Raw genomic sequence first — 25,681 nt, forward strand, 5'->3', positions numbered from 1 at the left:
TCCGATCGACAGGAGACGAAGCATGCGGCAGGGCGAAGAGCAGTCGTTCTTTCAGATGTCCGGCGTGTCGAAGAGCTACGGCGGCGCCATCGCGCTGGATCATGCGGAACTGACAGTGCGCAGCGGTCGCATCCACGCGATCCTCGGCGAGAACGGCGCGGGAAAGTCCACGCTGCTGAAGGTGATGTCCGGCGTCGTGCAGCCGGATGAGGGAACGATGCACCTCGATGGTCATCAAGTCTCGTTCGCGTCGCCCGCCGAAGCGAACGCGGCCGGCATCGTCTGCGTGTATCAGGAGCTGTCGCTGATCCCTGACTTGAGCGTGGCGGACAACATCTTTGCTTCGAACCCACCGCGACGCTTCGGCATGATCGACCGCCGGGCCCAGCGCCGCCAGGCCGAAGCCGCGCTTGCACGAGCAGGCGCGGGCGACATCAATCCGCTAGCAAAAGTCCGGGACTTGCCGCTGTCGCGCCAGCAGATGGTCGAGCTCGCGAAGGGGCTTGCGCGCGAGCCGCGCATCCTGATCCTCGACGAGGCTACGTCCGCGTTGACCGCGGCCGACGTGGCGCGCGTCATCGAGGTGCTCAAACGCCTGCGCGAAGAGGGGCTCGCGCTGCTCTTCATCTCGCACCGGATGCACGAGGTGAAAGCGCTCGCGGACGAATGCACGGTCTACCGCAATGGTCGTCATGTGATGAGCTTCGATGCGGGCACGCGCTCCGACAACGAGGTTGTCGAAATGATGATCGGCCGCAAGTACCAGCACGTATTCCCGGACAAACCCGCAGACAAGCCCGAGCGCCGCCTCGCCGCTCAGCCGGTTCTCGCCTGCCGTGATCTCGCCTGGAACGACACGCTGCAGGGCATCAGCTTTTCGTTGAAGCCCGGTGAAATCCTCGGACTAGGCGGCCTCGACGGGCAAGGCCAACGCGAACTGCTCCTCGCGTTGTTCGGCGTGTTGCGCGGTTGCGCGGGGAAGATCGAGATCAACGGCAAGGCCGTGTCGATCGCGAGCCCCGTGGTCGCACGCGCCAACGAAATCGGTATGGCGCTGATTCCGGAGGACCGCAAGACCGAAGGCCTGATGCTGCCGATGTCGGTGCGCGAGAACCTGTCGTTTGCCGCGCTCGATCGCATGTCCACCGCAGGCGTGATCGATCGCGACCGCCAGCAATCGTTTGTCGACCGGATGATGGAACTCCTCGCAATCAAGTCGTTCAGCGTCGACGCGCCCGTGAGTTCGCTCTCGGGCGGCAACCAGCAGAAGGTGGTCATTGCGAAGTGGCTGATCCGCCAGCCGAGAATCCTGCTCCTCAGCGACCCGACGCGCGGCATCGACGTCGGCACCAAGCAGGAGATCTATCAGTTGCTCAGGCGCCTCGCGGACAAAGGCGCCGCGATCGTTTTCTATTCCACCGACTATGACGAGCTGATCGGCTGCTGCGACCGCGTGCTCGTGCTGTATGAAGGCCGGATCAAGAAGGAACTTGCCGGGCCGGAGATTACCGAGCAAAACCTGATTGCAAGTGCACTGGATCTGCCCGTCGGACAGGTCTCTCCTTCCCTGGGAGTCACGCTATGAGCGGGCTGCGTTACTGGTACGCTGAAAATCGCGGGACGACGTTCGCGTTCGGTCTGTTCGTCCTGATGTTCGCGATCTACCTCTGCAACTATCCGTCGACCTTGTCGGCGAACGTGTTCCAGACGGCAGCGAACAAGGCGGTTCTGCTCGCGCTGGTATCGATGGGCCAGGCGCTCGTCGTGCTGACAGCCGGCATCGACCTGTCGATCGGCATGACGCTCGTGCTGACGAATTGCGTTGGATCGTGGATCGTGACGGGCGACGCGCTGCATAGCACGCTCGGCATCGTTGGCGTGCTCGCGACCGGCGCACTGTGCGGCGCGCTCAACGGCATCATCATCATTTACGGCCGCCTTCAACCGATCGTGACGACGATCGCGACGGGCGCTGTCTATTACGGCTTGGCGCTGCTGCTGCGCCCGGTTCCCGGCGGATCGATCAACGAGGACCTGGCCGACGCGCTGACCGGCAAGGTCGCGGGCGGCGTGCCGGCCAGCTTGCTGATCCTGCTCGCGACTGTGGTAATCGTCTGGATTCCTTTCAAACGTTCGGTGGTCGGGCGCGCGGCGTACGCGACCGGCTCGTCTGAACCCGCAGCGTTCCTGTCCGGCATGCCAATCCGCCGCGCGAAGTTCGCGAGCTATACGCTGGCCGGCCTGCTCGCCGCGATTGGCGGCCTCTTTCTAACGTTCTTTACCGACACCGGCGAGGCGAGCCTCGGCAGCGCCAACTCGTATACGCTGTTTTCGATTGCCGCCGTGGTCATCGGCGGCGTGTCGCTGCTCGGCGGCAAGGGCAGCGCGATCGGCGCAATCTTCGGCGCATTTGCGTTCCGTTCTATTGGCGACTTGCTGTTCGTGTTCAACGTCGACGCACTGTGGCAGCCGCTGTTCCAGGGCGTGATTCTTCTGCTCGCTGTTTCGATCGGCGCGTGCGGGTTGTTCAGGGTCCGCAACCGTCTGGAGTGGTTCCAATGAGCGACGTTTCCGGAACCAGCCGGACCACGTTCGTGTCGCGGCTCAAGCGCAAGATCGACCCGCCGATCGTTATCGCGTTCGGGTGCATCGTCGCGCTGCTGCTCGTGGGCGGGATGTTTTCGCGCAACTTCATGTCGCCGGAGTACATCCTGCTGCAGCTCAAGGTCGGCGCGTTCCTCGGCATCATCGCGACCGGCCTGATGATGGTGATCCTGCTCGGACACATCGACTTGTCGCTGCCGTGGACGATCACAGTCGGCGCGATGATGGCGTGCGCCGTCGCGGGGCACGGCCAACTCGGCTACGTCCTCGCGATTCCGGTCGGGATCGGTTGCGGCGTGCTGATCGGCATCGTCAACGGTATCCTCGTCGCACTCCTGCGCATTCCTTCGATGATCGCCACGCTCGCAACCAATGCGGTCGCGCAGGGCATCATGATCGTCTACACGGGAGGATCGTCGCCGCAGGACTCCGCGCCACTCGTGATGCGATGGCTCGCCTCGGGCTGGCTCGTACCGGGCGTACCGAATGCCGTCGCGCTGTGGGTGCTGATCGGCGGCGCCACGATGTTCCTGCTGGCGCGCACGACCTTCGGCCGCACGCTGTACGCGATCGGCAACACAGAGCGCGCGGCGTATCTTTCCGGCATCAATACGCGGCTCGTGACGGTGGCCGCGTTCGCAGTGTGCAGCGGATTCGCGGCGCTCGGCGGCGTGTTACTCGCGGGTTATGCGTCGAAAGCGGCGCAGTCGATGGGCGATGCCTACCTGTTGCCGGCGATCGCTGCAGTCGTGCTCGGCGGCACGTCGATTCTGGGCGGCCGGGGTTCGTACCTCGGTACAGTTGCCGGCGCGATCCTCATCACGCTGCTGCAGTCGATCCTCTCGGTTGCGCAGATGCCGGAGGCGGGGCGCCAGATTATCTATGGCGTGGTGATCGCGGCGATGCTGCTGCTGTATGGGCGCAGCAAGCGCGAGGCGTAGAAAGAACAATCAATCCTTGGATTTGATCGGCCAGACCGCCTTCTGCGCGGCGTTGAATTGCGGATCGTATTCGACATCGACCCTGACCTTCTTCTTGATTGCGTGGCCGTCGTACAGGATGTCGGCGATCTTCTGCTCTTGAGCGATCAGACCTTTGTCGAACTTGACGAAGCTGCCGCTGCGCACTTGATATTCGAACGCCGCGCGCTCGTCGGAGATTTTCAGCGTGTCCTTCAGAATGCCAATCACCTCGTCGCGGTGCGCGTCATGCCACGCCCAATAACCCGAAAGACGCGAGAAAAAATCCTGAAGCGCAGCCGTCTTCGCCGGATCCTTCAGCACCGCCGACGTCGTGGTCCATACGTTGAGCGCCGGGATCTGCGTGTCGCGGTCGCGCAGCAGAATAGTGCCCGCGCCCGACTTGATGGTCGGCAGTACGGGACCGAGCGCGCCTGAATACACGTCGACTTCGCCCGCATTGAAGCCTGCCGCGGACGTCGCGCCATCGGCGAACTTGATGGCATCGATGTCCTTATCCGTCACGCCGGCCTTGACCAGCGTCGCGAGGTATTGCGAATGGTTGTAGCCGCCATAGTTGTAGCCGACCTTGTGACCTTTGATCTCCTGCACGTTCTTGATGTTCGCGCTCGAACGAACCGCCGTGATGACCGGCGGATAATCCTTCGAATAGGCGTTGCGCCACGCGGCGACAATATGCAGCGGAGTCGAATCCTGCGTCCAGTCGGTGCGCGCGTTGGCCTGTTCGATCGTGAGCGACGTGTCGCCCATATGCCCCAGGTCGATGCGGTTTGCATACAGCGCGGACAGATTGGCGGCGGGTCCAGTCAGCAGTACCCATTCGATCTGGTATGGCGTCCCGTTGACCACGCCGGACTTGCGGATCATCGCGGGGAACGCCGGGTCTTGATACGCAATCACGAGCTTGGTGCTTTTCAAGTCCGGCGCATTCTGGGCGCCGGCCGTGCCGGAAAGCGTCAGCGCGGTAACGGCGAAGAGACCCGTCAGGCCGGCGAGCAAAGATTTCATCAGCGACATAAATACCTTGGTTGAGCTGTGGAAAATGAGCTATGGAGAAAATCGATTGAAAAACGTCACGAGAGACTGAGCGAAAACTGTCTGAGCAGGTCGCGTTTAAGTGAATTGAACTCTGGCGATGTCACGTCGCGCTCGCGCGCCAGATCGACGTGCGTCTCGTGACAGATCCGCCCTTTCGACAGGATCACGATGCGGTCGGCAAGCAGCAGCGCCTCATCAAGATCGTGCGTGACGATCACAACGCCGAAGCGGTATTTCGCCCATAGCTTCAGCACGAGACTCTGGATGCTGCGGCGGGTGAACGCGTCGAGCGCGCTGAACGGTTCGTCAAGCAGCATGAGATCGGGACGGCGATACAGCGCCCGCGCAACCGCCACGCGCTGCGCCTGTCCGCCCGAAAGACTCACGGGCCAGCTTTCCAGCTTGTCTTCGAGGCCGACGTCCTGCAGCGCGGTGAGCGCCCGTTCGCGAGCATCGGGCTTGAGCGAATCGTCGAGAAGGACGTTCTTCCATACGCGCAGCGCCTGAATCAGACGCGGCTCCTGAAACACAACCGACGTGTTGCCCGTCACTTCGGTCCTGCCGCCCGACGCCGATTCGAGCCCGGCGAGCAGGCGCAGCACCGTGGTCTTGCCCGTACCCGACGGCCCGACCAGCGCGACGACCTCCCCTTTTCGAACGGTGATATCGACGTTATCGAGCACCGTGTTCTCACCATAGCGCTTGCGCACGCCGGACAGTCTCGCAACGACGGGCGCGGCCTCATGCTCCGTTTGATAAGCGAGTTCAGACATGAGCCGCCCTCCAGACCAGAACCTTGCGTTCAATGAAACGCAGCAATGCATCCACGCCGATCCCGAGAACCGCGTAGACCAGAATGCCCGCGATGATGATGTCCGTGCGCTGGAATTGATTCGCGTTATTCAGGATGTAGCCAATGCCCGCGTTCGCGTTGATCTGTTCGGCCGCGACCAGCGCCAGCAGCGCAATGGCTGCCGAATAGCGCACGCCCACGAGAATGCCGGGTAACGCCGTCGGCAGGATGATGAGCCGGATCTGATGCGCGCGCGACAGGCGAAACGTGCGCCCGAGCTCCAGCAACTTCGGGTCGATGCCGCGTATGGCGTGATAAGTGCTGAGATACATCGGCGAGATGGCCGCGCCCACGATCAGCGCGATCTTGGACACTTCGCCAATGCCGAACCACACCACGAAAATAGGGACGAGCGCGATGAAGGGAATAGTCCGAACCATCTGCAGGACGGTATCGAAGCCGCGTTCGGCGGACTTGCTCAGACCCGCCGCCACGCCGAGCAGCAAGCCCGCACCGCCACCGATCAGCAAACCCACGGCCGCTCGCGCCAGCGATATCTTCAACGCATCCTGGAGATCGCCGGACTGCCACAACTCGCGATAAGCCGCGAGCACCGACGCGGGCGCAGGCAGCACGAACTCGCTGGCCAGTCCCAGGGACGAAACGAGTTGCCACACGACGATCAACAGCACCGGTACGACGGCCCGCAAGAGCGGCTCGCGCAATATCACGTGACGCGGCGCCGGCGCCAACGCCGGTGGAGCAATATCCGGTGCGGCAGTCGCCTTCAAAGTGGATTCTCTGCTAGACATAAGCACCTTTGAAATGAAATAAAGGAAATGAGTGACGGATACGAAGACGAGGCATGGCGCTCAATAGCGTTCACGAGAGCGCTTCGGGCGTGTGCTCGACCAGGCGTGCATCGGGATCGGCGTAGCGGCTTGCCGGACGTGCAAGCCCATAGTGTTCGCGCAAGGTGGTGCCTTCGTAATCGCGGCGGAAGATGCCCTTGCGCTGCAATAGCGGCACCACGTGATCCACAAACGCCGCGAGCCCTGAAGGGAACACGTCCGCGTTGAGGTTGAAGCCGTCGGCGGCACGGCCGGTGAACCAGCGTTCAATATCGTCGGCGATCGTCTCGGGCGTGCCCACGATCATCCGATGCGCGCCGGGATTACGGTCCAGCAGATCGCGCACCGTCAGGTTGTCGCTGCGTGCGAGCAGGACGGTCGCGCGGATGAATCCGTTGGAGACATCGGCGCGGTTGCCTTTGTCGATTAATGCGTAGGGCAACGGTGCGTCCAGTTGCAGATCGTCAATGTCGATACCCAGCGCGCGCGCGAACTTGGCTAGCTCGGCGCGGCGATCGAGCAACGCGTCCATGTCGGCCTTGCGCCGGCGCGCTTCGGCCAGCGTCCCGCCAATGACGGGATACAGCCCCGGCAGCACGAGCAGATGATCGGCATGACGTCCCTGTGCCACGGCACGCGCCTTGACGTCGCCATAAAATTCCTGCGCACTCTCGAACGTGGTCTGCGCGGTAAAGACCGCATCGGCGTAACGGGCGGCGAGCGCGACGCCTGCCTCCGATCCGCCAGCCTGCACGAGCACGGGCCGTCCCTGCGGACTGCGCGGAAGATTAAGCGGCCCGCGCACTTGAAAGTGATGGCCCGCGTGTTCGATTGCATGCACGCGAGCCGGATCGGCGTAGCGTCCGCTCGCGCGGTCGGCGATCAGCGCGTCGTCTTCCCAGCTATCCCACAGCTTCAGCACGACATCGACGAATTCCTCGGCGCGCGCATAACGCGCCGCTTTGTCCAGCGCGCCCGACATGCTGAAGTTCGCCGCCGCGTTCGGGTCGTAGGTCGTCACGGCGTTCCAGGCAACCCGGCCTGCGCTCAAATGATCCACCGACGCAAAACGCCGCGCGAGGTTGTATGGATCGTTGAACGTAGTCGACGCCGTGCCGATCAGGCCGACGTGTTGCGTGACGCCCGCGAGCGCGGTTAGGAGTACGGTGGGTTCGAGCGACTGGGCCGGTCCGTGCGCGTGCCCGCTTAACGCAACGGCATCGGAGAGAAACACGGCGTCGAGCTTGCCGCGCTCCGCGGTCTGCGCGATCTCGGTGAAAAACTGGAGATCGATGATCGACTTCGCGTTGTCGAGCGTACGCCAGCCGGCCGGATGGCGGCCCGTGCCGGTGATGTTGGTGTTCAGATGCAGAGTTCGTGGCGCACGCATGGTTTTATCGCTTTACAAGAGGTTGGGCGAGCCTTGCAGCGCCGCGAGGCGCTGCTCGCTGCGAGCGTGCGTAGGCGTGTCGAAATCGATCACGTCGATCGACGCAATGCCGTCACGTTCGAGCTGCCCGACCAGTTGCAATTCCCACGCGAGATAAATCTGCATCTGTTTCGCCGCCTGATCCGGGGCGTGGTGATACGGGCTGTACCACGCGTCGTCGTCGCCGGTGAGGTTGCCTTCGTCGCCGGCGGTATGAGGCAGACCGAGCGACAGCCAGCGCTGCGTGCCGCCCAGAAGCGCCGCCACCCCGTCGATACGTCCGCGCAACTGGCCGGCCAGCAGCCCGGCGAGGACGCCGTCGGAGGACGTGAGGACAAGCTGTCGCGACGGGTCGAGCCTCTCCAGCCAGTCTTCCAGCGCGCTCGCCACGACGAAACGCGCCCCGGCAATGTGCGCGGTGCGAAACGCGAGGCTGCTGTCCACGTCCACGACCTGCGCGCCGCCAGCGTCTAGTGCGAGCGCAAGCTGGTCGGCGTTGATCCAGCGCGTACGCTCGGGCGTACCGAATATCGACACGGGTTCGAGGCCGCTTTCGAGCGCCCGGTATGCGTCGTCTTCGGCCAGCACGAACACGTTGAGATAGCCCAGTTGCACGAGCCACGACGCCGTCATGCGTGCGCGCACGCCGTCGTCGTCGGTGAGAACGACGCGGGCGTGGAGCGTGCCGACGTATTCATCGGTGGCCTGAACGAGCTGGCCGCCGGGCGCCGAACGCCAGCCCGCGCGATGACCCGCAACGTACTCCAGCGGATCACGGACATCGAACCGGTACAGCGTCTGCACGTTCGCTTCGGCTTCGAAGCGCGTCAGCGTGGCGCGATCGATCTCGACCACACCAGCTCGCGTGGCGGCGCGTTTGGCCAGCGTGCGCGCCTGGTCGAGCGCAGCGCCCTCGGCACGAGGCGCCGTGCGAATCTGGCCGTGTTCGAGGTCGAGGCCTGACAACAGCCACGACATCGATCCCCCGGAGAGCGCGGCGACCGGATTCGGAATGCCCGCGTTCACGAGCGATTGCGCGCCCAGAATGCTGCGCGTTCGCCCGGCGCAATTCACCACGATCAGCGTCTCGGGCGACGGCGCCGCCGCGAGCGCGCGATAGACCAGTTCAGCGCCCGCGCATTCGACGCCGCCCGGAATGTTCATCGTCTTGAATTCGGGGAATGGACGGCTGTCGAGCACGACGAGATCCTCGCCCGCGTCCTGCAAGCGCTTGAGCGTCAATGCATCGATGTTCGGCGTTTTCAGCCGATGCTCGATCACCTCGCCGAACGCCTTGCCCGGCACGTTGGTCCCGCTGAACACTTCGAATCCAGCCGCTTCCCAGCCGCTCACGCCGCCGGCCAGTATCGAGACATCCGTATAACCGAAGCCTGCCAGCAAGGCCGCCGCGCGCGACGTATATTCGCCCGCTTCATCGACCAGGACGATGGGCGTGGCAAAGCGCGGCACCAGTTGCGCGACAAGCAGGCCCAGGCGTCCAACCGGCGCGATGGACGAATAGAACAGGCGGCGGCGTGCCGTGACACCTTCCTCGCGGACATCGAGAATGGCAAGTTCGCGGCGTTCGGCCAGCGCGGCGCGCAATGCAGCGGGAGTGATCGATGGCGTGTTCGTTTGACTCATCGTAAGGAAGCCTTGTTTGATTTGGCGATAGGAAGATGACGGCTCAGAAGAACGCTGCGGAAGGCAATGGCACGCCGTTGACCGCATGGTTGCCAATGGCGCGCGCCTTGTAGAGACCTGGGTTGTGCGAGGCGATCGTGCGGATGTTGCGCCAGTGGCGATCCAGTTGCGCCGCCTGGCGCGCGGCGGACGCGCCGCCGACATCGAATAGCCGGGTCGCCGACTGGAGCGCCAGTTGATCGATCACGACCTTCGCCTTCGCGCTGCGCAGCGCGGCTTCAACGAACAACGCTTCGTCGGGCTTGCCCGCCAGCACGCTGTCGAACGCCGCGGCAAGCGCGCTTGCCGCGTTCAGCACCGCGGCCTCGGCCACGAACGCCGCGCTCTGCAGCTCGCCAACGGCTTCCTGCAACAGCGGATCGTCGGCGGGTCGCGCGGCCACCGCGTGGTAATAGTTGCGTTCGCGCTTCTGCACGAGCGTCACGGCGTCCTTCGCAATGCGCCGCAGGATGCCGGCGACGATCGTCGTGAGATAAAGCTGCGCGAAGGTAGCCTGATGCGCGATCTTCGTATCGTCCGCGAGAACCAGCACATCCTCCGCTGCGACATCGACATTCGTGAACACCGTCGTGCCGCTCGCCGTGTTGCGCTGGCCGATGCCATCCCAGTCATCCCGCACATCGACGCCCGGTTGCCCGACCGACACGCGCGCGCCGACGAACTTCCCGTTCGGCGTCTTGGCATTCACGATGATGTGATCGAAGTAAAGATTCCCCGTGCTGTAGTACTTCGTCCCCGTCAGCCGATAACCGTTTTCTGCAGGCTCGAGGCGCGTGTTGCCATCGCCGTCGCCGATATGCTGCGTACCGAGTTCGCTCGCACCGAGACCGAAGAGGCCGCCGTCCTGCACGAGATGGTTCCATCGCTGGTATTGCGGTAGATGGCGCGCGCGCAACGCCTTTTCGATAAACGCGAAGTGATTGCGCAGGATGTGCGGAATGTTTGAATCGGCCTCGGCCAGATCCAGCACCAGTTCGTACAACTGCGGCAGCGTGGCGCCTGCCCCGCCCTCCTCTTTGGGCAAACGGAACACGCCCAGACGCGCCGCGCGCACGAGTGCGATGGGCTCGCGCGCGTCGGCCTCGCCACGCTCGCGCGCTTCGGCGCCCGCCGCGATGGCAACCACCAGTTCGCGCAGCGCGGGCGAGCCGGGCTGCACGGCGCTGTCACGCAATGCTTCCGTCAATGTCGAATCGGTCATTCCCATCTGCAGGATTCCTTAACGAATGATATGGTGTTCACGCAGCCGATTGCACGCGCACTCGAAGTCCGGCCTGTTCCATCAGCGGCAAGACAGCCTCGCCGAAATATTTCAGATCCGGCTCGAAATCGAAGAAAGTCAGCTGGACGCCGTCGATACCCGCCGCCTTCAACCGCAGCAAGTCATCCACCACGTGCTCCGGCGAACCGATGATCTGGATGTTGCCTCCCAGCACGCGCTGCTCGCGTTGATGGTTTTTCCAGGCTTTTGCGTCGCTGCGGCGGCCCGTAAAACCATCGACCGCGCCGAAATCCGCGTGCGACGCGATTGCATCGAGATAGACGTGCGCCTCGCGCTCCGTCGGGCGGCAGACGATCGTCGGATTGATGAGCGTGCGGACCTCGCGGCCGTTCGCGCGCGCCGCCGCCTGAACCTGCGCGGTGTGCGCGGGCAGCACGTCCAGCGCCGCGTCGATCTGCGCGCCGGCGGAACTCGTAATAAAAATCAGGTCCGAATGCTTCGCGGCGTAGTCGATCCCGGCAGCGGAACTCGTCGCGTTCACGAGCACCGGGCGCCCAAAGCGCGGCTTCGGCGAAACGAAAGCGTTGCGCGTGCTATACCACTTGCCGTCGAAGGTCAGGTTGTCGTCGAGCGACCAGAGTTTCTGCATCAGGTCCACGAACTCGGCGGCCATCTCGTAGCGCGTGTCGTGCTCGAAGTGACCGTCGCGGCCGAACATCTCGGCTTCATCGATCGAATGCCCCGTGACCATGTTCAGGCCCCACCGGCCGCCGGAGATATGGTCGAGCGTGGCGCCGAATTTCGCGAGATGCAGCGGATGCCAGTTGCCATAGAGAATGTGCAGCGTCGATATCAGCAGGATGCGCTCGGTGATTGACGCGAGTGACGCGATCGTCATGAACGAGTCGAGCGATTCGCGGCGGTAGCGCATGTCGCCGCCATGACCGTCCTTGCCCAGCCATTGCGCGAGACCGAACACCAGGTCGAAGCCGAGCGCCTCGGCATGGCGCGTGAGACGCGCGTTGTACTCGAAGGTCCAGTCGGTCGTGCGCGGCAGGGTCGACATGGACCAGCCGCCGCTCTGGATCGGCAGGAAGAGGCCCAGCATCAGCGGCTGGGCGAGCGCACGGGACAGCGGGCTATCAGGGAAACTGGCGGGAGACGGAATCGACATGACACACCGGATAGAAAGGTGAAGCGTGAGTAGGCATATGAAGCGCTAATGGGCGTCAGGCTTCGCGCAGAAGCGCGAGTGACGAACAGGCACCCATCTGCTTAGGCATACTTAGTAGACGTCACTCGTCCGCTGCCCATTCACATGGCGCTCACCACCCCGCGGGGGACGCGTATGCACTGTTTCAGCGAATTAGCAGGCGTTGTACGCTGTCGGAAAGAACACTAGGCTGTACAATATTTCGGAATGTTTTTTCCGTTTTTTGAATTCTATGGGGCTTTCTCCAGCTCACCAACCAAGCAATTCATATATGCAATTCTGCTCAATCGGCTTCGGCGCGTACCTGCAAGACTGCCGGCTTATCCCTTGTTCAGCCGGAGTTTGCTAGACATGGCGGACGTTATCCGGGACGAAGGCGTCACCGAGCGACGCGATACCGACAGCGGCGCGCTTGCCCGCGGGTTGAACATCCTTTCGCGGCTGCACGAGGCGGCCCGGCCGCTGAGCCTTCAGGAGATCGCGGACAGCGTGGCCTTGCCCGCGAGCACTTGTCACCGGCTGCTTCAGTCGCTCGATCTCGCCGGTTATGTCTACCGGGAAGGTCCGCTGTATTGCCCGACACCCCGCGCGGCGTGCCCGCTGCCGCTTGAGCATCCGTTGAGCCGCTTGCGCCGGGACACGACGCCACTCATGCGTGACTTGCAGGAGCGCCATGGTCCGTCCGTGCTGTTGATCGTGTTCTTTGGCAATCTGCGGGCGACACTGGAATGCGTCGCGGGCAACTACAGCGTCGCGCCGTATTTCGACACAACGGTTAGCGCGCCGCTCCATGCGTCGGTTTCAGGAAAGATTCTGCTGAGTCATCGGACACCCGAGCAACGTGACGCGCTGATCGGACCGGAGCCCTACGCGGCGCGCACGGAACGCACCGTCACGGACCGGACCACGCTTTTTGCGGAGCTGGACTTGGTACGGGGCCGGGGCTGGGCGACTAACGACAACGAGAACGTCGCCGGTATCAGCGCAGTGGGAACGGCGCTGACCGCGCCGTCCGGCCGCGCGCTGGGCGCTATCGTCGTGACCGGTCCGAACCGGTTTTTTCACGATGGCGACGCCGCGATGCGACAAGACCTGATGAAAGCATCGGGCCTGCTGAATTCAACGTCGAATGCAGTACGGGCGATGGCGCAGATGCTGGGAATTTAGGCAAACCAGCGCCATCACGCGCAACGTCAGCGGATGGACGATGGATGATGTGCGAGTGCAGTCACGTTCATCTTCATATAAGGAAACAGCGGCAGACCTGACAGAATCGTATGCAGCTCGTCATGAGATTCGACGTCGAAAATGCTGTAGTTCGCGTACTCACCCACCACACGATGAAGCTGTTGCCATTTCCCCTGGTGTTGAAGCGCCTGCGAGTAGGCCTTTTCTCGTGCCCTGATTTCGTCGGATTGAGCCGTCGGCATATCGAGCGGCAGGTGTACATCCATTCTTACGAGATACAGCATAAACATCCCTCATTAAAGTGTGGGTCTCTCAGGTCCATAGGCTTGAAACTTGGATGGTTCTATACGGCTAAAACCGTCTTGACCATGTATTCAAATTTTCTTGTCACGACGATAAAACGCGAGCTTTTCTTCATCGATATGAAGGCCCAAACCCGGCCCCTCCGGTAAATGCAGGTCAAAGTCCAGGTATTGAGGCCGTGCGGTGACAATGTCATCTTTCAACAGAAGCGGCCCGAATAGTTCCGTGCCCCAGTCAAGCTGTGGAAGCGCGCTGAATCCGTGCGCCGACGCAATCGAGCCAATACTGCCTTCGAGCATCGTGCCACCGTACAAGGACACGCCGGCTGCATCGGCGATGGCGGCGGTACGCATCATTTCGTAGATGCCACCCGATTTGGCAATCTTCAGCGCGAACACGTCCGCGCATGCGCCACGCACGAGTTCAAGGGCGTCCTCAGGGCCCGTCACGCCCTCGTCGGCCATGATCGGCACGATGAACCGTGATGCAAGTCTGGCGAGCGCTCCTCGCTGCTCTCGTGGCGTGGGCTGCTCGATAAGGTCGATGCCCGCCGCTTCAAGCGCTGCGATTCCCAGCGCGGCGTCAGTTTCACTCCACGCCTGATTCACATCGACCGTGACCTTGGCCCGGTCGCCAAGCGCAGCCTTGATTGTCGAAACATGAGCAACGTCCTCGCGAACGCCACGACGCCCGATCTTCAATTTGAAAGTGTTGTGGCGGCGTTCCGCAAGTAACTTTTCAGCTTCATCGATATCGCGCTGGGTGTCTCCACTGGCAAGCGTCCACAGGACCGGAAGTGTCTTGCGAACGGCGCCGCCCAGTAAGGTCGATACCGGCACACCCAAGCGCTTGCCTTGCGCGTCCAACAGAGCTGTTTCGATGGCGCATTTCGCGAATCGGTTTCCACGAGCGACCTTGTTCAACTTCAGCATTGCACCGTTGATATTGGTCGCATCCAGGCCGATAAGCGCGGGCGCGAGGTACGTGTCGATGGTGAGCTTGATTCCCTCGGGACTCTCCTCGCCGTACGACAAACCGCCAATCGTGGTGGCTTCACCAAGACCTTCGATCTCGTCGCTCGTGCGCAGACGGACAATGACCAGGGTTTGTTGCTGCATCGTTGCCATGGCTAGCTGATGCGCGCGAATGGTCGGAAGATCAACCAGAATCGCTTCGACTGAGGTGATTTGGGCGTTCATACCTGAAATGAAGGAGTTATTGGGCTGCTGAAGTATTGCCCGCCCGAATAAGACCTGTCCAACACCGTCGACGTCTAGTGTCATACCCCTGCGGTATGACGAACTTCAACGCCCAAGGTCAGTACGCGGAACGTAGGGTATATGCTCCTCCTCGTACAGACGATAAATAAGCTCAAGTATTTCCCTGATGTCCTGCGACTCGTCGAGCAAGCGCGTGCTCATGATGATTGGAGACACGAGGGTAGGATCGTCCAGTTCTTTATAGCTCACGTCGCCGCGCTTGAGTCCGTGCACGCTGCTTGGCACGATAGAAATGCCTTCGCCCGCCGCAACAAGTCCCAACGCCACTTGCAACTCCCTCGTCTCGTAAATTCGCTGAGGCTTGAGAGCGCGGTCCTGGAACGCGGACAACACCTGGTCGGCATAACTCGGCCGCGGCGTCTTCGGAAAGATGATCAGCGTCTCGTTCACCAAGTCCCGAAGGGCAAGGGCCGGCTTGCTCAACGAAAGTGGATGCCCCTCTGGCAGGGCAACGATCATTTTTTCCTCGCGAAGCACCACGCGACGGATGTTGGCGTCTTCAAGTCGAATACGGCCGAAGCCGATGTCAATGCGCCCGTCTTTGAGCGCCCTGATTTGGTCCATCGTCGACATCTCGTGAAGGCTGAGTTCGACGGTGGTATTTTCATCGCGAAAGCGCCGGATAATCTTGGGCAGCATTCCGTACAAGGTTGAACCCACAAAGCCGACCGACAAACTTCGCTCGATATTGCCCACCCGCCTGGTCATTGATTCAAGCTCGGCCGTTTGAGCTAGCAGTTGAACGGCATGAGAATAGAAAAACTTGCCCGTTTCCGTCAGCTTCAGCGGGCGCGAGTTGCGCTCGAAGAGCTGTACCCCGAGTGTCTCCTCGAGCTGCTGAATCTGCCGGCTCAAAGGCGGTTGAGCCATATGGAGTCGCTGAGCGGCTCGCGTGAAATTGCGTTCCTCGGCGACCGCTACGAAATAGCGAAGATGCCGGAGTTCCATTTCAATACCCCCTAGATATAGCCCGATACTAAATCAGTGTTGGACGAGCCTTTCTGACGTCAATTATCCTGCTTTTACGCTCTGTTCAACGCCCGATTATACCTTTCGAGCATTTAGGGAATCACGTTGAAACAGGGGTTAACCCCCACAAAAGCACAAAGATTCTGGAGAAGACAATGACGAAAGTTTTCGATACGACGGAAGTGCAGGACTTGCTGAAGGCTGCGACAAACGTCGGTAGTCAGGACGGCAATACTCGAGCCAAACAAATCGTTAGTCGCCTGCTAGGTGATCTATTCAAAGCGATCGACGACCTCGATATGACGCCCGATGAAATCTGGGCCGGCGTCACTTATTTCAATAAGCTTGGCCAAGATGGCGAAGCGGCATTGCTCGCTGCTGGCCTCGGTTTAGAAAAGTACCTCGACATTCGCATGGATGCCGCGGACCAAGAAGCCGAAATCAATGGCGGCACGCCGCGGACCATCGAAGGTCCGTTGTATGTCGCCGGTGCGCCGGTACTTGATGGCGTCGCCAGGATTGACATCAATCCCGATCAGGACGCAGGGCCCCTGGTCATCCACGGCACCGTGACCGGCACGGACGGCAAACCCGTGGCGAATGCAATTGTGGAGTGCTGGCACGCCAACTCGAAGGGCTTTTATTCTCACTTCGACCCGACGGGGGCGCAGAGCGAATTCAATTTGCGCGGCGCGGTCAAGACCGGCGCCGACGGCAAGTACGAGTTCCGTACGCTTATGCCCGTTGGTTACGGCTGCCCGCCGCACGGCGCGACCCAGCAACTGCTGAACGTACTCGGTCGCCATGGCAACCGGCCGGCGCACGTGCACTTCTTCGTCAGCGGTGACAATCACCGCAAGCTGACCACGCAAATCAATATTGAAGGCGACCCGCTGATTTGGGACGACTTTGCCTACGCTACTCGCGAGGACTTGATACCGCATGTGGTCGAAAAGAGCGGCGGCGGCGCGCTCGGTTTGAAGGATGACGCGTACAAGGAGATCGAATTCAACTTCGTGTTGAGTCCGTTGGTTCAGGGCAAGGACAACCAGGTTGTTCAGCGCCCCCGCGTATCAGTCACGGCGTAATTGCCATAAGCGGCGGTTTGAATAGCGCCGCCGCTTATTTCTCCGCAGAAATCATTGTCGCCGATGCAAGGGCTCCCTGTTTGGAGCTCGCATAGGGAGAGCCCGCATGTCCGCAATTATTGAAAAGTCCAGGCAGTTGGATGAACTGCTTCATACCGCCGTCCAGGATGATAAGCAGACCGGTGTATTTCGTTGCCGCCGGGATATTTTCACCAACGCCGATTTGTATGAGCTGGAGATGAAACACATCTTCGAAAGCAACTGGGTATATCTGGCGCACGAAAGCCAAATTCCCAATAACAACGACTACTACACCACATGGATCGGCCGTCAGCCCATTGTTGTCACCCGCGATAAAAGCGGCGAATTGCATGCTGTTATTAACGCCTGCGCTCACAAGGGTGCGATGTTGTGCCGGCGCAAGCATGGCAACAAAGGCAGCTTCACCTGCCCGTTCCACGGCTGGACTTTCGCCAACACCGGCAAGCTGTTGAAGGTGAAGGATGAGAAGACCACGCAGTATCCGATTCAATTTAATTTAAACGGCTCGCACGACCTGAAAAAAGTCCCGCGTTTCCAAAGCTACCGGGGCTTCCTCTTCGGCAGCCTCAACGCCGACGCCATACCGCTTGAGGATTACCTTGGCGAAACCAAAGTCATCATCGACCAGATCGTTGACCAGGCGCCTGACGGGCTGGAAGTGTTGCGTGGCAATTCCTCGTATATCTACGATGGCAATTGGAAAATGCAGATGGAGAACGGCTGCGATGGCTACCACGTCAGCACCGTGCATTGGAATTACGCTGCGACGATGGGGCGTCGTAAAGACGATGGCACCAAGGCGGTCGATGCGAATGGCTGGAGCAAGTCCGTAGCCGGCGTGTATGGCTTCGACCACGGGCATATCCTGCTCTGGACCAATTCGATGAACCCGGAAGTGCGTCCGGTTTATCACCAACGCGAAGAAATCAAGGCGCGGGTCGGCGAAGCAAAAGCAGAGTTCATCGTCAATCAAACTCGCAATTTGTGCTTGTATCCGAACGTGTTTTTGATGGACCAATTTAGTACCCAGATTCGCGTGGTCCGCCCATTGAGCGTTAACCAGACTGAAGTCAGCATCTTCTGCTTCGCGCCGAAGGGCGAGAGCGCAGCCGACCGCGCCACCCGAATTCGCCAATACGAAGACTTCTTCAACGTCTCGGGAATGGGCACCGCTGATGACCTCGAGGAATTCCGCGCTTGCCAGGCTGGCTACGCCGGCACCACTGCGTTGTGGAACGACCTGTCTCGCGGCGCTCCATTGTGGGTCGAGGGTCCGGACAAGAACGCAAACAACATGGGTCTTACGCCCCTCATCTCGGGCGAGCGCAGTGAAGATGAAGGTCTCTTCGTCACCCAGCACGAGTACTGGGTAAAGGTGATGCGCGACGCCCTGAAGAAAGAACAAGGGGAGGCAGTGGCATGAGCTTCGACTATCACACGATATGCGCCGTGCTATATCGCGAGGCGCGCCTGCTCGATGACCGGGAGTGGGATGACTGGCTCGCTTGCTACACCGAGGACGTCACCTATTGGATGCCGGCGTGGGATGACGACGACCGGCTGACCGATGACCATGAGAGCCAGATTTCGCTGATGTATTACCCGGACCGTGGTGGCCTGGAAGACCGTGTGTTTCGCATCAAGACCGAACGCAGTGGCGCTTCGATGCCTGAACCCCGGACGAGTCACAACGTTACCAATGTAGAAGCGCTGGCCGAACGCGGCAACGAAGTTGACGTGCGTTACAACTTCAACACGCAAAGCCACCGCTACAAGATGACCGACTGTTTCTTCGGCACCACGTTCGTTACCTTGCGCCAGGTTGGAGACAACTTGCTGATTTCGAACAAGCGGATTGCGTTGAAGAACGACTATATCCGTCAGGTACTGGACGTGTACCACGTCTGATTTGCGCGTCGGCAAGCTATTAGCAGTAGAGGAGACACTATGTCGAGCTACAACATTGCACTGAACTTCGAGGACGGCGTTACCCGCTTCGTCGTATGCAAGCCGGGTGAGAAAGTACTTGATGCGGCCTTTCGCGCAAAAATCAACTTGCCGATGGATTGCTCCGATGGCGTGTGCGGTACGTGCAAGTGCCGCGCCGAGAGCGGCCGCTACGACCTTGGCGACGATTATATTGAAGACGCGCTAAGCGACGATGAAAAGAATAGCGGCCTCGTGCTCACGTGCCAGATGGTTCCGCAAAGCGACTGTGTCATTGCTGTGCCGGCATCTTCCGCTGTATGCAAGACCGAGAAAAGCAAGTTTGTCGCGACGGTAACCAAGGTCGAACCGCATAACGACGCGGCTGTCGTTCTCGAGCTGGACGTGGACACCGCGGCACCCGTGTTCCTGGCGGGCCAGTACGTCAGCATCGATGTTCCTGGCAGTGGCCAACATCGTTCGTATTCCTTCTCATCGGCGCCTGGCGAGACAAAAATCAGCTTTCTGATTAAGAAGATTCCCGGTGGTGTCATGACTACCTGGCTCGACTCTGCACAGCCTGGCGACAAGGCAGAGCTGACCGGTCCCCTTGGCAGCTTTTATCTGCGCGCCGTTGAGCGGCCGCTGTTATTGCTCGCTGGCGGTACGGGACTCGCACCGTTCTTGTCGATGCTGGAGGTGCTCGCGCGAGCTGACTCGAAACAGAGGATCCACCTAATTTATGGTGTGACCCGCGACCTCGACCTGGTACAAGTCGAAGCAGTCGATGCCTATACCAAGAAGCTGCCGAATTTCAGTTACGCCACCGTCGTAGCCGAGGCGAACTCGACCCATCCCCGCAAAGGCTGGGTGACGCAGCACATGCCGGCCGACGCGTTAAATGATGGGGACGTTGATGTTTATCTTTGCGGGCCGCCGCCCATGGTCGACGCGGTGCGTAAGTATTTCGACGACAACGGCGTGAAGCCTCATAGTTTCCACTATGAGAAGTTCACACCTAATGCAGAGCCGGAGACCGCATGAACACGCAACGATTCACGGGCAAGGTCATGGTCGTCACCGGCGCCGCCCAGGGCATCGGGCGCGGCGTGGCACTGCGTGCGGCCGCGGAAGGTGCCAGAGTGCTCTTCGTTGACCGGGCCGGCTTCGTCGCCGAGGTCGCCGCCGAGGCGAAAGGGGCAGAGACAGCAGGTTTCGTCGCAGACCTTGAGACATACGAAGGGGCGGCGTCAGCATTGGCGTTCGCAGCTCAGCAATTTGGGGGCATCGACATCCTGGTGAACGGCGTGGGCGGTGCAATTCGCATGCGTCCCTTTGCCGAGTTCGAGCCCGCGCAGATTGACGCCGAAATCCGCCGCTCATTGATGCCCACCTTGTATGCCTGCCATGCAGTGCTGCCGCATCTGCTCAGGCGCGGCGGCGGCACCATCGTCAACGTGTCCTCCAATGCCACGCGTGGCATTCGCCGCGTACCGTATTCGGCTGCCAAGGGCGGTGTCAACGCCATGACGCAGTCGTTAGCAATGGAATACGCTGAGCACAACATTCGCGTGGTTGCGACTGCCCCGGGCGGGACCGATGCCCCGCCGCGCCGTATCCCGCGTAACACCGCGGGCGACAGCGAGCAGGAAAAGGCCTGGATGAGCGAAGCGGTGAAGCAGGTCACCGAATCGACTTATCTCAAGCGCTACGGCAGCCTCGATGAACAGGTGGCGCCCATCCTGTTCCTGGCTTCAGACGAGGCTGGGTACATCACCGGTTCGGTGTTGCCGGTCGCCGGCGGCGACACAGGCTGAGCCCCGCCCTTTCACCTTGACGATTATCCGAATAGTGACGGCATATTCGCGCGGACCTACAGACGTAGGTGGAGATTAGACTTCAAGCCCGAAGGTGCGCGCGCTTCGAGCGTTGTATCACGGGCTGTGCGGCTCACCCAAATCGCGAATCACATGGGCGGTACGACGCCGTTTTTCTCGACGAGGATCCGTTGCGCCGTAAATTGGCCACCGGCGGCTGGGGCGGCCGTGGCAATGACCTTCTTGCCGACGGTGAGGTCGGAGCGATCCGCGGAAATGAATGACACGACCGGTACGTTGGCCGGTACGGTCACCGTGTTCGTGCCGCCCTTGTACGATAGTTGCAGGACATTTCCGCTCGTCGACTTCACCACGGAATCGACATTGGCGTTCGTCATCGTGCTGTTCGGACCCAGGTCGAACGCGCGGTGCCCCTCGCCGGTACCACGCGCGGATTCGTCGAACACGTGCACTTCCGTGGCCGTCATCTCGCCGTTCACGCCAGTCGTGGCCGCGGTGCCGATAAAGGAGCCGGGCTTGATGTCGGATAACTTGATCCTTTTCACGGCGCTAATCTGCACATCGGGGGGGAGCGTGATCGAGACCGTGTCGCCGCTGTTGCGATGGACAACCAGCGTATTGTCGTTTAGCGAGACGATGTCGCCCCGGATGCGGGTGATCTTCGGCGCAGGAGCCTGCGCCAGTGCGGCGGTGCTGGAGACCGCCATGACGATGATTGCGATGCCGATTGTCGAGCGAGTGAACATGTGCGTCCCGTGATATGCAATGAGTGACAGTGCGCGGCTCCCGTTGAGCGGCTGCACGCAGTGAGCGTACTCGTTTCAGCTTGCAATCACATGTCAGGGAGGCTTTGGGCTTCGTGATTTGCCAAGCTCATTCAAAAGCAGCCATCGGTGTCTTCTCGACACCGGCCTGACCTACGCAGCAGATCACCTCCGCTCGGCCGCGCGACTATTCAGGCCGGGTTGGAAGCGGGCCAAAAAATATCGACTTCAGCTTCTGACGGCCAATGACCCGTGCCAATTCCACGATCACGCAGTACATGAGGATGAGGGTAGCCAGCAAGATCTGGATCGCCCAGAAGCGCGGCCAGCTCAATTCAACCCACAAATTGTGATTCGCCGCCGCAATGCTCGGTGCTTCCTTCCAGTAATCGAAGAGACGCTCCAGGAAATGGACAACAAGTGCGACAAGTGTATAAATCAAAGTCTTCCATCCGACGTTCCATACAAGCGGTTTGTCAGGGAAGCGGTTGATAAAAGGAAGCATGTCAGCGACCAGCACGGACTTGCCGAGCACAAGAGATGCGATCAATACAGACGCTGATGCGGGAATCGAAACGCCCGTCCCTCTGATCATGAGGGCGCGTATGAGTGCAACAATGTGCAGAATGACGAAGAAGAAGATCGTCGGCGGGATCGCCTTTTTGAACTCGTCCTTGAGTCTGATTATCAGGGTAGTCACGACGCAGTCCTGTCAAGTAACCTGTCACATCGAAAGCCCGAGCCGTGCCAATCAACGCAGCGTGTAAGTGCGAAAATCCAAAGCAGCATGTTGCCTCCAATGGTGACCGGCGAAAGTCGGCATTCATCGCGGCGACCAGTAGGAGCGTGTTTAACTGCTACCCTTCCAGCGAATGAAGAAGCCTCGTAAGATCCTGCGCTTGAACGCGAATGATCCCTCCTCGCGGACTGTCGATATCCGCTATCAAAGCAAGCGATAACGCGACCGTGACGGGAAGAACGGTAATGAGCAGGCCCTTGCGCACATTTCCCTTGGCACCGTATCCCTGCACAGCGCAGCCAAATAGTGCAATCAAGATCATGAGAAACCATGCGCCGAGGGGAATATGGTTTATACGTGCTGCCTCGGAATAATCTTGAGAATTGAGCACGTCGTTCATCCCCGCGACAACAAGCGCTCCAATTGGCGTTGGCTTGTCTTGCGCTACCTGAGTGGCGAGGCGCCAAAGTTCCGTTTGAAGCGCTGCCGTATCTCGGCCAATGCTGGCGAGTTCCTGCGGGTTACGCGTCCCGAAGTCGGCTAGTCTGAGCTTCGTGTAGCTGATGAGATGGGCCTTCATCTTTGCGCTGACAATAGGGTCAGCTAAATCCGATCGCGCATATTCGGTTCCAATCGCGTTGGCCTCGCCTTCCTCCAACGTCTTGCGCAGATCGTAGCGGCCTACCGCCATTGACAGGCTAAATCCAACGAGGAGCGCGAGCAACGTCAACGTAGAGGTCTGGATAATGGTGAAATCCTCGCGGTCCTGTTCGGACAGCACGGCGATACGCCGTAGGACAAACGCACCAAACGCAACTGCGGAGACAAACAGTGCGAAAAGCACTATGAAAAGAACCGCTGGATGATCGACGAACGCTGCCATACGTTCCGTACCCTATGAAGCCTGAATAGCGAGCCGCCTGAGCATTGCGCCCACGATCAGCGTGTTGAATTTGACGTCATGGCGCGTGCTTGAATAGCAACACTCATTAGGCTAGCCACGACAAGTGTCATCGAGATCCGTAACGGCAGTTCAAGCTGGCTCAGGAGGCGCATACCAATTTTCATGAAGTATTCCTATGTAGTTCTCATTGCGCGAGGTAATGACGCCTTCAAATTGACCAGCGTGTCACATGCCTTGACACGTGGTCACGTCGCTTTAACGGTCGGCGATGACCAGAGGAGACCGCTGCCCCTGATTCCACAATCGATGAAATCAAGTAGAACGTCGCATAGGGCGCAGATAACTTTAAGCAGAAAGGTAACTAACCACATCACTGTGTTTCACCCGCGACGGTTCACTTGAAGGTACCAATAGTAGTTTCGCAGGCAATTTGCAACTGTTTTTCAACCGGTTTCAATGTAAAAAATTACCACGAGACGATAGATCTTTGCCCGAATCCGGAAATTTTAGCTTCATACAATTCGCGATGCTTTCCGTTTGCAAAACGGGGTTTCCTTGCTGATGTGATTGACTAACAGGCCGGTGAAATATCGGTCGTTGATGCGCTCAGATGCATTACGACGGATGCCGGGTTCGCACTTTTGAAACGCGGAACACGTTTTCGGGCCCTCCACGTTGCTCGCGGGTTCACGATATCGGGGTTACTCGTTGCTTCCTACCCCTCGACCCGCAAGTGTGCGCATACGCGTCAAGTTGTAGCCGACCTGCGTCAGCACGAAGAGCTGGTCTACGCGTTCAAGTCCTCGATACATCGCTTGTCGAATTCGTCCGCGAATCTATCGAGCCATGCGGCGCATATATCAGGCCCTTTATCGCTAAAAGCCACGAGCTCGAATTTGCTTACCATCGATAACCGATACCAGCCAAAATGACGTCAGTGTCACGGTCATACCGCGTGACCACACGATTCCACGTGAGTCTGGCAGACCAGTGTTTCGTGACCCGATATGCGCCTGAGATTGAAATCAACACTGAAAACTGATGTTCACCCGGCCCGCTTGCAACGTCTTTCATCAGTGCCTCATCGATAACGTCAACATGCATCATTTCCCCAATGACAGGAGACGTCTCACCGGATTCCGTGGTTGAACATGGACGATCCCCCACCCGGACTGTCAATGTCCGATATCAGTGCAAGCGAGAGCGCCACCGTCACTGGCAGCGCGGCAACAAGCAGCCCTCTCCGCAAGCTGCCTTTCGTACCCGGTCCCTGCACAAGGCGCAACCGAATAGCGCAATGAGGATCATGAGAAACGAAGCTCCTGGGCAAATGCGATAGGTCCGCGCTACCTGAGTCGCGGGACTCCACAATTCTGACATGAGTTCGCCGGTCTCCCGTCCGATGCGTTCACGCTCTTTCGGGCGTACAGATAGACAGACAGTGAATCAGGCGGCAGCGCAAACCAAACTCGTAATCGAGCATAAAACCGTGACCATTCGCCGACCAATAACTGTTCTCATCCAAAAATGAAACACCCCGAGCGCACATAATTCGAAAAAAATTTTAACCAAGGCGCTTTTTTCGCCAACGGATTTCCGCCTTCCAGCGCAGACGAGCGTGAACCAAACCGCGGGAGGCTATTTCCTTCGACTTGAACGAAGTGATAGACGGCGAGACCACGCTCTATCCGATGGGATACTGCGTGTGGAATCTGCGAAGCTTCCAATAAAAAGAGCCCAGCTGTTCCGCCTTGGCACGCTCGCTGTATCAGCTAAGTTGGCGACGTTGCCAACCGATCGGAGTCGCTATGCGGCCGATCGAGGTAAGCCTGGAGGGTGGGGAAACGAGTGAGACTGAAGCGACGATGGTTGCCGTGGAGGAACGAAAAGACCGGAACGTCACCGGCCTGAGACTTGCACCTGCCGAGGGTCACGCCTTGTTCGCTGAGGTTCAATCATAACTGGCGTCGGAGCAAACTACCGGCGACGAGGCTGGCCAAGCAAGTGACCGTTACACCGCGTAGCGATTGCGCCACTTCAAGCCGCTCTCGGTATCGCTCGCCGGACGGTATTCACAGCCTACCCAACCCTGATACCCCAGCTCGTCGATACGTCGAAACACGTAGTCCCACGCAATCTCGCCGGTTCCGGGTTCATTGCGTAGCGGCGCGTCCGCGATCTGCATATGCGCAATCAAGGGCATCACTGCTTCCATTCGACGCGTCACATCGCCTTGCGATATCTGGCAGTGGTAGACATCGAATTGCAAGCCGAGATACGGCGATCCAATCGCCGCGATAACAGCGGCTCCCTGCTCCTGCGTCTGGAGGAAGAAGCCCGGAGCGTCGTGCTGATTGACTGCCGCTAGCGACAACCGCACGTTCGCCTGTCCGGCGAGTTCGGCGGCCCACGCGATATTCGTCAAATAGACCGCGAACGCAGCGTCGCGGGACGTTCCAGCCAGCTGGATTCCGGCCATCACATGCACCAGGCCGCATTCGAGTCCGACCGCATAATCGAGCGCCTTTTTAACGGAGTCACGGAACTCCTGTTGACGTCCCGGAAGGCAGGCAAGTCCGGATCCCGCACCGCTTGCCGGATCGCCAGTCGGCGTATTGATCAGAACCTGTGTCAGGCCATACGCTTTAAGCAGCTCCCTGAGCCGGGGAACGGAATGCTCATACGGTGAGGCATATTCAACGGCCGTGAATCCCGCATTCGCGGCAGCGCTGAATCGCTCGAGAAACGGGCGCTCGGTAAATAGCCACTTCAGGTTCGCGCATAGACGCGGCATGGTCCACTCCAA

General features: G+C 60.0%; 23 protein-coding genes. 9 read left to right on the forward strand and 14 right to left on the reverse strand.

What is annotated here, in order from left to right:
- Nucleotides 1–22 precede the first annotated feature (22 nt).
- From ACSQ83_RS27245 to ACSQ83_RS27255, 3 genes are read left to right on the forward strand one after another with little or no spacing between them, the layout of a single operon-like run.
- Nucleotides 23–1,585: a sugar ABC transporter ATP-binding protein gene (locus tag ACSQ83_RS27245; RefSeq protein WP_436230313.1), complete on the forward strand. Its 1,563-nt coding sequence runs from the start codon at nt 23–25 to the stop codon at nt 1,583–1,585.
- Entirely contained in the window at nt 1,582–2,562 is a 981-nt protein-coding gene (locus ACSQ83_RS27250) for an ABC transporter permease (protein ID WP_414952589.1), read from the forward strand. The genes ACSQ83_RS27245 and ACSQ83_RS27250 overlap by 4 nt, the downstream gene beginning before the upstream one ends.
- On the forward strand, nt 2,559–3,545 hold the full coding sequence (locus tag ACSQ83_RS27255) for an ABC transporter permease (RefSeq protein ID WP_414952588.1): 987 nt from the start codon (nt 2,559–2,561) through the stop codon (nt 3,543–3,545). The genes ACSQ83_RS27250 and ACSQ83_RS27255 overlap by 4 nt, the downstream gene beginning before the upstream one ends.
- A 9-nt stretch (nt 3,546–3,554) precedes the next feature.
- Here the strand turns inward: ACSQ83_RS27255 and ACSQ83_RS27260 are convergent, their stop codons facing one another.
- The 7 genes from ACSQ83_RS27260 to ACSQ83_RS27290 form a co-directional block, all read right to left on the reverse strand.
- A complete protein-coding gene (locus ACSQ83_RS27260; protein ID WP_436230314.1) occupies nt 3,555–4,601 on the reverse strand; it encodes an ABC transporter substrate-binding protein in 1,047 nt (348 codons plus the stop codon).
- Between the two features lie 56 nt (nt 4,602–4,657).
- Nucleotides 4,658–5,395: an ABC transporter ATP-binding protein gene (locus tag ACSQ83_RS27265; protein WP_213766913.1), complete on the reverse strand. Its 738-nt coding sequence runs from the start codon at nt 5,393–5,395 to the stop codon at nt 4,658–4,660.
- Entirely contained in the window at nt 5,388–6,227 is an 840-nt protein-coding gene (locus ACSQ83_RS27270; protein WP_436230315.1) for an ABC transporter permease, read from the reverse strand. The genes ACSQ83_RS27265 and ACSQ83_RS27270 overlap by 8 nt, the downstream gene beginning before the upstream one ends.
- A 70-nt stretch (nt 6,228–6,297) precedes the next feature.
- Nucleotides 6,298–7,656: an LLM class flavin-dependent oxidoreductase gene (locus tag ACSQ83_RS27275; protein WP_436230316.1), complete on the reverse strand. Its 1,359-nt coding sequence runs from the start codon at nt 7,654–7,656 to the stop codon at nt 6,298–6,300.
- A gap of 12 nt (nt 7,657–7,668) precedes the next feature.
- On the reverse strand, nt 7,669–9,339 hold the full coding sequence (locus ACSQ83_RS27280) for a rhodanese-like domain-containing protein (protein ID WP_436230317.1): 1,671 nt from the start codon (nt 9,337–9,339) through the stop codon (nt 7,669–7,671).
- Between the two features lie 43 nt (nt 9,340–9,382).
- Nucleotides 9,383–10,600, reverse strand: coding sequence for an acyl-CoA dehydrogenase (locus ACSQ83_RS27285; RefSeq protein WP_436230318.1), 1,218 nt, complete (start codon nt 10,598–10,600; stop codon nt 9,383–9,385).
- Nucleotides 10,601–10,637: 37 nt separating this feature from the next.
- Nucleotides 10,638–11,795 carry an LLM class flavin-dependent oxidoreductase gene (locus ACSQ83_RS27290; protein WP_436230319.1) on the reverse strand — a complete coding sequence of 386 codons (1,158 nt, stop codon included), beginning with the start codon at nt 11,793–11,795 and terminating at the stop codon, nt 10,638–10,640.
- A 390-nt stretch (nt 11,796–12,185) separates the two neighbouring features.
- Between ACSQ83_RS27290 and ACSQ83_RS27295 the strand changes: the two genes are divergently transcribed.
- Complete coding sequence (locus ACSQ83_RS27295; protein WP_436230320.1) at nt 12,186–13,001, forward strand: IclR family transcriptional regulator; 816 nt, start codon at nt 12,186–12,188, stop codon at nt 12,999–13,001.
- Nucleotides 13,002–13,027: 26 nt separating this feature from the next.
- Here ACSQ83_RS27295 and catC read toward each other — a convergent pair whose 3' ends face one another.
- The 3 genes from catC to ACSQ83_RS27310 form a co-directional block, all read right to left on the reverse strand.
- Nucleotides 13,028–13,306, reverse strand: a complete 279-nt coding sequence (catC, locus tag ACSQ83_RS27300; RefSeq protein ID WP_414967759.1) for a muconolactone Delta-isomerase — start codon at nt 13,304–13,306, stop codon at nt 13,028–13,030.
- 90 nt (nt 13,307–13,396) lie between these two features.
- Complete coding sequence (locus ACSQ83_RS27305) at nt 13,397–14,524, reverse strand: muconate/chloromuconate family cycloisomerase (protein ID WP_414952579.1); 1,128 nt, start codon at nt 14,522–14,524, stop codon at nt 13,397–13,399.
- 105 nt (nt 14,525–14,629) lie between these two features.
- A complete protein-coding gene (locus tag ACSQ83_RS27310; protein ID WP_436230321.1) occupies nt 14,630–15,553 on the reverse strand; it encodes a LysR family transcriptional regulator in 924 nt (307 codons plus the stop codon).
- 176 nt (nt 15,554–15,729) lie between these two features.
- Here ACSQ83_RS27310 and catA point away from each other — a divergent pair, with 176 nt between their 5' ends.
- From catA to benD, 5 genes are all read left to right on the forward strand, one after another.
- Nucleotides 15,730–16,662 carry a catechol 1,2-dioxygenase gene (gene catA / locus ACSQ83_RS27315; RefSeq protein ID WP_436230322.1) on the forward strand — a complete coding sequence of 311 codons (933 nt, stop codon included), beginning with the start codon at nt 15,730–15,732 and terminating at the stop codon, nt 16,660–16,662.
- 106 nt (nt 16,663–16,768) lie between these two features.
- A complete protein-coding gene (locus tag ACSQ83_RS27320) occupies nt 16,769–18,127 on the forward strand; it encodes a Rieske 2Fe-2S domain-containing protein (protein WP_414952576.1) in 1,359 nt (452 codons plus the stop codon).
- On the forward strand, nt 18,124–18,612 hold the full coding sequence (gene benB / locus ACSQ83_RS27325; RefSeq protein WP_414967756.1) for a benzoate 1,2-dioxygenase small subunit: 489 nt from the start codon (nt 18,124–18,126) through the stop codon (nt 18,610–18,612). Before ACSQ83_RS27320 ends, benB begins: the two co-directional genes overlap by 4 nt.
- A 39-nt stretch (nt 18,613–18,651) precedes the next feature.
- Complete coding sequence (gene benC, locus ACSQ83_RS27330; RefSeq protein ID WP_414967755.1) at nt 18,652–19,674, forward strand: benzoate 1,2-dioxygenase electron transfer component BenC; 1,023 nt, start codon at nt 18,652–18,654, stop codon at nt 19,672–19,674.
- The gene (gene benD, locus ACSQ83_RS27335; RefSeq protein WP_436230323.1) at nt 19,671–20,447 is read left to right on the forward strand and encodes a benzoate diol dehydrogenase BenD; all 777 of its coding nucleotides are present in this window, start codon (nt 19,671–19,673) and stop codon (nt 20,445–20,447) included. Before benC ends, benD begins: the two co-directional genes overlap by 4 nt.
- Nucleotides 20,448–20,596: 149 nt before the next feature.
- On the opposite strand, the gene ACSQ83_RS27340 is transcribed toward benD, so the two are convergent.
- The 4 genes from ACSQ83_RS27340 to ACSQ83_RS27355 form a co-directional block, all read right to left on the reverse strand.
- On the reverse strand, nt 20,597–21,214 hold the full coding sequence (locus ACSQ83_RS27340) for a hypothetical protein (RefSeq protein ID WP_436230324.1): 618 nt from the start codon (nt 21,212–21,214) through the stop codon (nt 20,597–20,599).
- Between the two features lie 205 nt (nt 21,215–21,419).
- On the reverse strand, nt 21,420–21,932 hold the full coding sequence (locus ACSQ83_RS27345; RefSeq protein ID WP_414952571.1) for a hypothetical protein: 513 nt from the start codon (nt 21,930–21,932) through the stop codon (nt 21,420–21,422).
- A 157-nt stretch (nt 21,933–22,089) separates the two neighbouring features.
- Nucleotides 22,090–22,854 (reverse strand): hypothetical protein, encoded by a 765-nt coding sequence (locus ACSQ83_RS27350; protein ID WP_414952570.1) that lies wholly within the window; start codon nt 22,852–22,854, stop codon nt 22,090–22,092.
- Between the two features lie 2,032 nt (nt 22,855–24,886).
- Nucleotides 24,887–25,669 (reverse strand): hydroxypyruvate isomerase family protein, encoded by a 783-nt coding sequence (locus ACSQ83_RS27355; RefSeq protein WP_436230325.1) that lies wholly within the window; start codon nt 25,667–25,669, stop codon nt 24,887–24,889.
- Nucleotides 25,670–25,681: the final 12 nt, after the last annotated feature.

The organism is Caballeronia sp. LjRoot29 (assembly GCF_964252755.1).
GTDB lineage: Bacteria > Pseudomonadota > Gammaproteobacteria > Burkholderiales > Burkholderiaceae > Caballeronia.